Origin of the sequence: Sphingomonas sp. (assembly GCF_019242355.1) — a bacterium.
In the GTDB taxonomy this organism is placed as follows: Bacteria; Pseudomonadota; Alphaproteobacteria; order Sphingomonadales; family Sphingomonadaceae; genus Sphingomicrobium.
In genome coordinates this window covers 1-9,594 of the sequence record NZ_JAFAVR010000255.1, presented here as the reverse complement: position 1 = coordinate 9,594, position 9,594 = coordinate 1, and the positions used below count along the sequence as shown (strand labels likewise).

Here is a 9,594-nt window from a genome sequence, read left to right as displayed (position 1 = left end):
ACATGTACCCCATGTCGCCGGTGTCCAGCCATTTGTCGGCGTCCATGCACGCCTTCGTGGCCTCCTCGTCGCGGAAATAGCCGACCATCACCGAGGTGCCGCGACACCAGACCTTGCCGATCTGGCGGTCGGGGAGCGGGGTCCCGTCCTCCTCGCGGATCTGGACTTCCATGCCGCGGGCCGGACGGCCGCAATTGACGATCGCGCGATAGCGTTGCGGCCGGTCGCGGTGGACCTTGCCGTCGCCGGCGAGCGTGGTCTCCTCGACCAGCTCGACCACGATGCCTTCGCCCGGCGGCATGATCGAAACCGCGAGCGTGGCTTCCGCGAGGCCGTAGGAGGGGACGAAGCTCTTGGCGTTGAACCCCGCCTCGTGGAAGGCGTCGACGAACGCCTGCATGACGTCCGGCCGGATCATGTCGGCGCCGTTGCCGGCAATCCGCCAGCGCGAGAGGTCGAAACGGTCGGCGGCGCGGGTCTGCGAGCTCATCCTGCGCGAGCAAATGTCGTAGCCGAAGGTCGGCGAGTAGCTGACGCTGGTCCCCGGATTGCGGCTGATGAGGTCGAGCCAGGCGAGCGGGCGCCGGGCGAAGTCCTCGGTCTTCTGGTAATCGGCCGACATCTGCAACGCCATTGGCGACAGGAAGCAGCCGACCAGGCCCATGTCGTGATACCATGGCAGCCAGGAAATGCAGCGGTCGCTGTCTCGAACCTGAAGGCCGACGCCGTGCGCATGAAGATTTGACAGCAGCGCTTCGTGGGTGACGGCGACGCCGTGCGGAAAGCGGGTCGAGCCGCTCGAGTATTGAAGATAGGCGATGTCGTCGGGAGCCGCCGTGTGCAGCGGGCCCGGCGCCGGCTCGATGCTCGCCAGGGATTCCCAGGCGCGGGCGTCGATGCCGCGTTTGACCGCCGCGTCCTTGCAGAAATCCTCGAGCTCGCCCGGGAACAGGAACAGCTTCGGATCGCAACTGTCGAGCTGGACTTCTAGCTGGCTCACATATGCGTCCCGGCCGCCGAAGCTGGTCGGAAGCGGCAGCGGCACGGGGAGGGCGCCCGTGTAGACGGCGGCGAAGAAGCAGGCGGCGAACTCGGCTCCGGTTTCCGCGACCAGGGCGATGCGGTCGCCGGGCTCGATGCCGAGAGCGATGAAGCGCTGCGCAAGCGAAAGCGCATCCTCGCGCAGCTCGGCGAACGGATAGGCGCGGACGAGCGTCCCGCGCGCATCGTGGAAGTTCAGTCCACGCCGACCTTGCGCGGCATAATCAAGCGCTTCGCCCAGAGTGGCAAAGTCGGCGATCCTGCGCGTCAATCCGTCGGTGGTCGGTGTCGCACCTTCCGGCGCAAGATCGGTTCGCTGCGTGGCGTCGCGGTCTGGCACGCGATCCCTTCCTGAAATGCTGGTCTCATTCCCGCCGCTCAGCGGCAGCGGCAGTTCCTGATGGTTCGAGAGTGTGGCACAAAAACGGCGTCATGCCTCCCCGCAAGCCCAGACGAGAGCTACCGCCCCTCGACGGACAGGGCCTGAACAGCCTTGCGCTGCGCTATGTCGAGCGCTTCGCGACGACGCGCGCCAAGCTTGCCGCCTACCTCGATCGCAAGCTGCGGGAGCGCGGCTGGAGCGGCGGCGGGGCGGCGGATACCAGAGCGCTGGCCGATCGGTTCGCGGAGCGCGGTTATGTCGACGACAGCGGCTATGCGCTGACCAAGGCGCGGTCGCTGAGCGCCCGCGGCTACGGCAAGAGGCGGCTCGCCGATGCGCTGCGCGTGGCTGGTGTCGACGAACCGGATTCTGCGGCGGCTCGCGATCATGCGAACGAGGAATCCATCGAGGCCGCAATCCGCTTCGCAAGGCGGCGGCGGATCGGCCCCTTCGCGACGGGCGAAGACGTCCCGCCGCAAGCGCGCGACAAGGCGATTGGCGCGATGGTCCGCGCCGGCCACGACTTCGCGTTGGCGCGCGCCATAGCGGCAATGGAGCCTGATGCGGACGCGGATTGCGATGTGCTTGCGGAGGCGCTTCGGGAAATTCGTTAATCGTCAGTTTGCCGACAGGCGCACCCATGATAAATGAGCGGCCGTGTCGCGTCTGGATGTAAGCTCGGAACAGGGAAACGGCAGCGGTGGGGAACCGGTGAAAACCGGTCGGGAGCCGCGGTCGGCGTCGTCTGCACAGCCGCCGGAGGAAGGGACCGAGCTGCCGCCGACCACGGGGCGGGTGAAGTGGTTCGATTCGACGCGCGGCTTCGGCTTCCTGGTGTGCGACGGCCTCGACGGCGACGTGCTTCTTCACTTCAGCGTTCTTCGCGAGCATGGCCGCAGAAGCGTTCCCGAGGGCGCGGCGATCGAATGCGTGCCGGTGCGCCTGCCGCGTGGGCTGCAGGCCAAGCGGGTGATCTCCATCGACCTGTCCACGGCCTTGCCGCCGCATTCTCACTCGTCCACTGCAAGCCGCGAGCGGGCTGACCGCGGCGCTCTTGTCGAGCGGGCGGGCGATTTCGAGCCGGTGGAGGTCAAATGGTTCAACCGAGTGAAGGGCTACGGCTTCCTGATCCGCATCGAATCGGCGCAGGAGGACGTGTTCGTGCACATGGAGACGGTGCGGCAGGCGCAATTGAACGAGCTTCAGCCGGGGGATCAGCTGGACGCCCGGATTGCGAGCAGCGCCAAGGGCCTGACGGCGGTCGAACTACGCGGCGGGCCGGCGGAGCCCTCGCGGGACTCCTGATCGGAATCACCGTCGCGGCCTGCAGCCCGCAGGCGCCGGCGGCGGCTGCCGCCGCAGCAGTCGAAGGGCAGCCGGCGAGTGATGCGCAGACCGGACTCCAGGAGGTGCCGTTGATCATCCGTTCGGCAACGGGCGAGCACCACTTCACGGTCGAGGTCGCAGACAGCGCGGAGAAGCAGCAACGGGGTTTGATGTTCCGGACCTCGCTCGCCGGCGACCGCGGCATGATCTTCCCGTTCGACCCGCCGCAAGACGCGTCGTTCTGGATGAAGAACACGCTGATCCCGCTCGACATCGTGTTCATCGGCGCGGACGGGCGAATCGTCCGGATCGCGCCCAATGCGACGCCGTTGTCGCTCGATTCGATTCCGTCGGGCGCGCCGGTCATCGGCGTGCTGGAGCTGCGCGGGGGCCGCACGGCCGAGCTCGGCATCCGCGAAGGCGACATGGTGACCTGGACGCACTGAGCGAAGGTTCGTCAAGCGGGTGGCGCCCGTCGCCACTGCACTCGCGCTTGCACTCTCGGGGCGGACGCGGCACAGGCGCGGGGCCATGGGTTTCCTGTCGAGAATCTTTACCTGGTGGAACGGCGCGACGGTCGGCACGGCTCTGTTCACGCGATTGCAGGGCAACGCGGTCGGAAGCGACGACGCCGGCAACCTCTATTATGAGAGCAAGGGCAGCCCGCTACGGCGCTGGGTCATCTACAATGGCAGCAACGACGGCAGCCGGGTGCCGCCGGAATGGCAGGCCTGGCTGCGCGGAACGATCGGCGAGCTGCCCGAAAAGTCGCTTCCGCCGAGGCGCAGCTTTCAGAAGCCGGCCGAAGCCAATCTGACCGGGACGATCGCCGCCTTCCGCCCGGACGGGGCGTTGGGGAGCGGGCGGATCCGGCCCGCCTCGACCGGCGACTACCAGCCGTGGATTCCCGAATAACCGTGCACCCCTGCCGCGCTGCGTCGATGGCGGTCGCAGCCGCGCTCGCGCTCGCGGGCTGTGGCAAGCAGGGAAATGGACAAGGGAACGGGACGGCGACGGCGCCGCTCGTCACCAACGCCGCAGCTCCGCTCAGCGAGGGCGCGGCCGGAGTCACTCCGATGGTCCAGCGGGTGGCGGTCCTCGGCATCCTCAACAAGCGCAATGGCCTGGTGCAGAACGTGGTGCTCCATCCCGGCCAGTCGGTTCGCTGGAAGGATGTCGTGGTTCGCCTTCGCGCCTGCGAGACGACGGCGCCGTGGGAAGACGAGAAGCTGACCGGTGCCTTCGTCCAGGTCGACGTGCAGAAGCCGGACAAGACGTTCGGGCGAGTATTCTCGGGCTGGCTCTACAAGGAATCGCCTTCGCTCAACACGGTCGAGCATCCGGTCTACGACGTGTGGCCCAAAAGTTGCGTGATGACATATCCGGCCGGTCCGCCGGCGCCCGCCGAGCCGGCGACCCCGGCAACCTCGAGCAACCTGTCGAGCGCTCCGAAATCGACCGGCGCGCGGCGTCCTCGCGGAACGGCACCTGCTCCCGCACCCGCTCCGTCGCCACCTCCGAGCGCCGCCGAGAGCAACGTTACGTAGGTCGAGCGCGGAACCGTCACCGCGCCCAAGGAGGCGAGGTGATCGGTGATGAACTGGCAATCGAGAAGCGTGAAGTTGCCGGCCTTGAGGCGAGCGACCAGCCAGGCGAGAGCCACCTTGGACGCATCGGTGCGGCGGCTGAACATGCTTTCGCCGAAGAAGGCGCGGCCAAGACTGACTCCGTAGAGCCCGCCGACGAGCAGCGGTCCGTCAGTTTCCGGGCTCCAGACCTCGATCGAATGGGCGTGGCCAGACGCGTGGAGAGCCAGCATTGCCTCCTCTATGCGGTCGTTGATCCAGGTCTCCGGCCGGTCGGCGCAAGCAGCGATAACCGCCGGGAAATCGCGGTCGCGAGTGACCTCGAAGCGGCCACGGCGGATGGTCCGGCGAAGCGATCGCGAGAGGTGGAAGCGGTCGAGCGGAAGGATCGCCCGGCTCCTCGGCTCGACCCAGAACAGGTCCTCGGCATCGCGGCTGTCGGCCATCGGGAAGATGCCGGTGGCATAGCCCTGAAGGAGGAGGCGGGGATCGAGACGAGTCACGGGCGATGCATCCTGCCCGAGAAATCCGCCGGAGACAAAAGGTTAGAGGATTTCCCGAACGACCTCGTGAGGACGGCAGAGGCGAGTTCCCTTGGTGGTCTGGACGAGCGGGCGCTCGATCAGGATCGGGTGCCTCACCATCGCTTCCAGCACTTCGTCGTCGCTGACGCCCGGACGGTCGAGGCCGAGCTCGCTCGCCAGCGGCTCCTTTGTCCGCAGCCCATCGCGCGGCGTAATCCCGGCTTCGGCGTAAAGCTGCTTCAGCTGCTCGAGATCGGGCGGGTTCTTGAGATATTCGTGGATCCATACGTCCGCTCCGCAATCGCGAAGGATCTCGAGGGTCTTGCGTGACGTTCCGCACTTCGGGTTGTGATAAATGGTCGCCTTCATGTCGGCCGAGGAGATAGCGGACCGTGACCGCATCCGGCAAGCGGCCGGCCGAGACGAAAAGCCGGTCGCGGAACATCATTGTCGCGGCTGCGGAACGATGACGGCGAACCGTCGTTTCCTGCCCTGCGGCATGCAATCCGTGCGGGGCGGAGGTCCCGACGCATGTTCCGGCAGCTCAAACAAACGGGAGAAAAGATTATGCGTAAATCCATTCTGGCGCTGGGCCTCGCAACGACGGTCACGCTTAGCGCGTGCGCCAGCAACCCGAATGTCGCGCGTGACGCGGGCATCGGTGCCGTCGGCGGCGCGGCAGTCGGCGCGGTGGTTCCGGGCGTGAGCGTCATCGAGGGTGCCGCCGTCGGTGCGGCGATCGGCGGCCTTGCCGGCGCGACCTGGTCCGACAACAACAATGACGGCTATGTCGACGGTTATGTCTACAACGGCCAATACTATGCCGGCACGCCGCAGGGCTATGACACGACGTCGCACAGCGTCCTCGGCAGCGCCGCCACCGGCGCGGTCGGCGGAGCGGCCCTCGGCGCGGTCGCCGGTGCGGTCATCCCGGGCGTCAGTGTCCTTCAGGGCGCAGTGATCGGCGCCGCGGTCGGCGGTCTCGCCGGCGCGGTCTGGGCGGACCGGAACAATGACGGCGTGGTGGACGGATATGTCTACAACGGGCAATATTACACGGGTGCCCCGGCCGGCGGCGCCGCCGCTGCCCCGCCGCCTCCGCCGGCAGCTCCGGCGCCGATGACCCGCGGCGAGCGTGGCTAAGGGCCGACGAACGGAGTTGAAGTGAAGTCATTGCGTAACGCGCGCGCCGGCCTCGTGCCGGTGCGCGTCATGAAGGGAATGAGCGGAGCCGTGGCGGCCTTGACGATCGCCGCGGCTCCGCTTTCGTCTGCGTCGGCGACCCCGGCTGCCGCCGCGCCGTTGAGCGCGGCCGCGGTTACGGCCGCGCGGCCATCATCGGCGCCGGCCTCCGTAGCGCCGCTCAACATCTACGATTTCTACCGGACTCGCGCGGGCGCGCCGCTGTGGCTGTCGTCCACGGCGGGGGACTCGGCGCAGCAGTTGATCGGATTGCTGAAGAGCGCCGACCTCGATGGACTCAATCCCGATCGCTACGGAGTGGCGGCGCTCGAGACGGCGGTCGCCGATTCCCACTCCGCCGATCCGAAGGCGGTGCAGCGCGCCGACGTGATGTTGAGCCAGGCGTTCGTCGCTTATGTCGATGACCTGCGCCAGGACCCGGGCGTTGGAGTTACCTATGTCGACGCGCCGCTGAGGCCCGCGCCGCCGAGCGCGATGACGCTGCTCAGCGAGGCGGCGTCTGCGGCGTCGCTTGCCGATTATGTCCGCTCGATGGGCTGGATGCACCCGATCTACGGCCAGCTTCGGGCTGCACTTGCGGCGCACCGATATGCCGACGACCACGAACGCGGCATGCTTCAGGTGAACCTCGAGCGGGCGCGCGTGCTTCCCGCAACGAAGCAGAAATACGTGCTCGTGAATGCGGCCCAGCAGCGGCTCTACATGTACGACCGCGGCCAGCCGGTGGACTCCATGGTCGTCGTCGTCGGCAAGCCCAAGTGGCCGACACCGATGCTGACGGCTTATATCCGCTTCGCCGCGCTTAACCCCTATTGGTACGTTCCGCCCGATCTCGCCGGCGAGGACGTCGGGCAGTTCGTGGTCAAGCAGGGCCTCGGCTATCTCGACAAGATGGGCTACGAGGTCGTGTCCGACTGGAACGACAATCCGACGATCATCGATCCCAAGACGATCGACTGGAAGGGCGTGGTCGCGGGCAAGGTCAACGTGCTGATCCGCCAGAAGCCGGGGCCGCAGAACTTCATGGGACGGATGAAGTTCATGTTCCCCAACCAGTTCGGCGTCTACCTTCACGACAACCCGCGCCGCGACCTGTTCCTGCAGTCGGTGCGTTATTACAGCGGCGGCTGCGTCCGGCTCGAGGATGCCTCGCGGCTCGGGCGCTGGCTGTTCGGGCGCGACCTCGACTGGCAGTCCGCGGGCGTCGAGCAGCCGGTGATGCTGGCGCAGCCGGTGCCGGTCTACATCACCTACATGACGGCGATGCCCGACAATGGCGCGATCGCTTACTACAAGGATGTCTACGGCCGCGATGGGCCGCAGCTTGCGACCCAGTCGGCCAACGGCGCCGCGGCGGCGGTCGGGCACTGAGTCTCAGAGGCTGTCGGCGAGGGCTGGGCCGCGCATACTCGCTGATAAGTACAAGGACTGACGATGGTCGTAGGTCTCGTGAGTGCCGCGCTCGTTGCGGGAGTGCCTGACTCCGTTACTGCGGACGTGTGCTATCGGGCGACGGATGCGGTGAAGGCGGATTACGATCCAAAGGGTCCGATCTTCCATCACCGGGAGTTCATGGCCGCTGCATCTGCCCATCATTTGGACGATGTCCAGACTCTTCGGGAAATGAAATTCTGCATGGACTACGTCATACAAGTGCGCGCCCTCGGCCAAATCGGACGAAAGAACCATTAGTGAAATAGCCTAGCGCTGGCGCCAGTTCGGGAAGTAAGTGATGTCCTGAGACACCGGTCGCCCCTGCGGGTCACGGGCCGGGTTAAAGCGGACATAGCGAAGCGTCAGCTGGCAGACGAGGCCGTCCAGGCCCGAATCCCCGCTCGACCGCGCGATCCGGCAATTGCCGGGCGTGCCGTCCGGGCCGACCAGCAGCGTCACGCCGACGAGGCCGTTGGCAAGGCCGGTCGAGGCGAGCCTTTCATATTGCGAGCTCGGGATGTTGCGGACGAGGCGCGCGGGGGTGAAACCGGCGCCGTTGCCGCCGCCGCCCGGCCCATTGCCGTTGCCGCCGGCCCCGGTTCCGCTTCCGGCAGTGGCGGCGCCCGACGCCGGCGAGCTTCCGGCCCCGGCGATGTGGGCCGCGGGGATGACCGAGGGCTCCGGCACCCTTGGCGTCGGCGCCACCACTTCCGTCGGCTGTGCCCTTGGAGCCGGCGCTCCGGCGGCGAGCTTCGCCTTGCGCGGCTGAGGCGGCGGGCGATGCAGCGGTGGCGGCGGCAGCACTTCATGAATGTCGATGGTCTGCAGCTGGTCGACCACCTGCCGGACCTTGGTGACGTTCAGCCCGGCGACGATCACGGCGGCGAGCGCGATGTGGATCGCGATGACGGCGGCGATCGCCTTCGCGCGGTCCCTTGGCCTGTTGCTGCCCGTATAGCTGGTCATTGGCTCGGCCGATGAACGCGGCTTACGGCTGCTGGGTTCAGCTTTCGCCCGCGCCCGCGGACTGCCGGGCGAGCCATTCCTCGAGCCATTTGATCGTATAGTCGCCGGCGAGAAATTCAGAGTCACGCACCAGCTTCTGGTGAAGCGGAATCGTGGTCTTCATTCCCTCGACAACGAACTCCTCGAGCGCGCGCTTCAGGCGGCGGATGCAGCTGTCGCGGTTGGAGCCGTAGACAATCAGCTTGCCGATCATGCTGTCGTAATAAGGCGGGACCTTATAACCGGTGTAGAGGCCACTATCGACGCGGACGTGCATTCCGCCGGGCGCGACATAGTTCTTCACGAGCCCGGGTGACGGGGCAAAGGTCTCCGGGTCCTCCGCATTGATACGGCATTCGATCGCGTGGCCGTGCAGGTGGACCTGGTCCTGGTGGCAGGAGAGGCCCTCGCCGGCGGCGACGCGGATCTGTTCGCGCACCAGGTCCATGCCGCTAATCATCTCGGTCACCGGATGCTCGACCTGGAGCCGGGTGTTCATCTCGATGAAGTAGAATTCGCCGTCCTCGTAGAGGAACTCGATCGTGCCGGCGCCGCGGTAGCCCATGTCCGACATCGCCTTGCGGACGATGCCGCCCATCCGCTCGCGCTGCTCGGGCGTCAGGACCGGCGAGGGCGCTTCCTCGAGCAATTTCTGGTGGCGGCGCTGGATCGAGCAGTCGCGCTCGCCGAGGTGGATCGCTTGACCTTCGCCGTCGCCGAACACCTGGAACTCGATGTGGCGCGGGTCGGCGAGATATTTCTCCATGTAGATGGTGTCGTCGCCGAAGGCGGAGCGAGCCTCCGACGCCGCCTGGCCCATCGCGCTTTCGAGGTTGTCGCGGTGCTCGACGACCTTCATCCCACGCCCGCCGCCGCCCGACGCGGCCTTGATCAGGACCGGGTAGCCGATCTCCTCGGCGAGGTCCTGCGCCTGGGAGAGGCTGGTGATCGCCCCGTCCGACCCGGGCACGAGCGGCAGTCCGAGCGCGGCGGCGGTCCGCTTGGCCTCGATCTTGTCGCCCATGGTGCGGATATGTTCGGGCTTGGGCCCGACCCAGATGATCCCGTGGCTCTCGACGATCTCGGCGAACTG

11 protein-coding genes and 1 pseudogene are annotated in these 9,594 nt (G+C 67.1%); 7 read left to right on the top strand and 5 right to left on the bottom strand.

Annotated features, from left to right (window positions below):
* Positions 1 to 1,381 (bottom strand): fatty acyl-AMP ligase (locus JOZ79_RS12290; protein ID WP_294074576.1); only part of this gene is annotated, 1,381 nt, incomplete at its 3' end.
* 92 nt (positions 1,382 to 1,473) lie between these two features.
* Between JOZ79_RS12290 and JOZ79_RS12285 the strand changes: the two genes are divergently transcribed.
* The 5 genes and pseudogenes from JOZ79_RS12285 to JOZ79_RS14160 form a co-directional block, all read left to right on the top strand.
* Entirely contained in the window at positions 1,474 to 2,037 is a 564-nt protein-coding gene (locus JOZ79_RS12285; protein ID WP_294074574.1) for a RecX family transcriptional regulator, read from the top strand.
* 97 nt (positions 2,038 to 2,134) lie between these two features.
* Positions 2,135 to 2,728: a cold-shock protein gene (locus JOZ79_RS12280; RefSeq protein WP_294074572.1), complete on the top strand. Its 594-nt coding sequence runs from the start codon at positions 2,135 to 2,137 to the stop codon at positions 2,726 to 2,728.
* A 110-nt stretch (positions 2,729 to 2,838) separates the two neighbouring features.
* Positions 2,839 to 3,195: a DUF192 domain-containing protein gene (locus JOZ79_RS12275; protein ID WP_294074570.1), complete on the top strand. Its 357-nt coding sequence runs from the start codon at positions 2,839 to 2,841 to the stop codon at positions 3,193 to 3,195.
* Positions 3,196 to 3,280: 85 nt separating this feature from the next.
* Positions 3,281 to 3,664 (top strand): NADH:ubiquinone oxidoreductase subunit NDUFA12, encoded by a 384-nt coding sequence (locus tag JOZ79_RS12270; protein ID WP_294074568.1) that lies wholly within the window; start codon positions 3,281 to 3,283, stop codon positions 3,662 to 3,664.
* Between the two features lie 26 nt (positions 3,665 to 3,690).
* Positions 3,691 to 4,059 (top strand): annotated as a pseudogene (locus JOZ79_RS14160) (DUF2155 domain-containing protein); the annotation flags it as partial.
* Between the two features lie 35 nt (positions 4,060 to 4,094).
* Here the strand turns inward: JOZ79_RS14160 and aat are convergent.
* Positions 4,095 to 4,838, bottom strand: coding sequence for a leucyl/phenylalanyl-tRNA--protein transferase (gene aat, locus JOZ79_RS12260; protein ID WP_294074565.1), 744 nt, complete (start codon positions 4,836 to 4,838; stop codon positions 4,095 to 4,097).
* Positions 4,839 to 4,880: 42 nt separating this feature from the next.
* Positions 4,881 to 5,228 (bottom strand): arsenate reductase (glutaredoxin), encoded by a 348-nt coding sequence (gene arsC, locus JOZ79_RS12255; RefSeq protein ID WP_294074562.1) that lies wholly within the window; start codon positions 5,226 to 5,228, stop codon positions 4,881 to 4,883.
* 198 nt (positions 5,229 to 5,426) lie between these two features.
* Here arsC and JOZ79_RS12250 point away from each other — a divergent pair, with 198 nt between their 5' ends.
* Complete coding sequence (locus tag JOZ79_RS12250) at positions 5,427 to 6,002, top strand: glycine zipper domain-containing protein (RefSeq protein ID WP_294074559.1); 576 nt, start codon at positions 5,427 to 5,429, stop codon at positions 6,000 to 6,002.
* 21 nt (positions 6,003 to 6,023) lie between these two features.
* A complete protein-coding gene (locus JOZ79_RS12245; protein ID WP_294074556.1) occupies positions 6,024 to 7,433 on the top strand; it encodes a L,D-transpeptidase family protein in 1,410 nt (469 codons plus the stop codon).
* Between the two features lie 330 nt (positions 7,434 to 7,763).
* Here JOZ79_RS12245 and JOZ79_RS12240 read toward each other — a convergent pair whose 3' ends face one another.
* Positions 7,764 to 8,462 (bottom strand): energy transducer TonB, encoded by a 699-nt coding sequence (locus JOZ79_RS12240; RefSeq protein ID WP_294074553.1) that lies wholly within the window; start codon positions 8,460 to 8,462, stop codon positions 7,764 to 7,766.
* 37 nt (positions 8,463 to 8,499) lie between these two features.
* On the bottom strand, positions 8,500 to 9,594 hold a 1,095-nt coding region (locus tag JOZ79_RS12235), incomplete at its 5' end, for an ATP-grasp domain-containing protein (RefSeq protein ID WP_294074551.1).

Excerpts from the sequence above, each read along its gene's own strand:
- JOZ79_RS12270 (WP_294074568.1), top strand. The coding sequence starts at position 3,281 with ATGGGTTTCCTGTCGAGAATCTTTACCTGGTGGAACGGCGCGACGGTC.
- arsC (WP_294074562.1), bottom strand. The coding sequence starts at position 5,228 with ATGAAGGCGACCATTTATCACAACCCGAAGTGCGGAACGTCACGCAAG.
- JOZ79_RS12250 (WP_294074559.1), top strand. The coding sequence starts at position 5,427 with ATGCGTAAATCCATTCTGGCGCTGGGCCTCGCAACGACGGTCACGCTT.
- JOZ79_RS12285 (WP_294074574.1), top strand. The coding sequence starts at position 1,474 with ATGCCTCCCCGCAAGCCCAGACGAGAGCTACCGCCCCTCGACGGACAG.
- JOZ79_RS12240 (WP_294074553.1), bottom strand. The coding sequence starts at position 8,462 with ATGACCAGCTATACGGGCAGCAACAGGCCAAGGGACCGCGCGAAGGCG.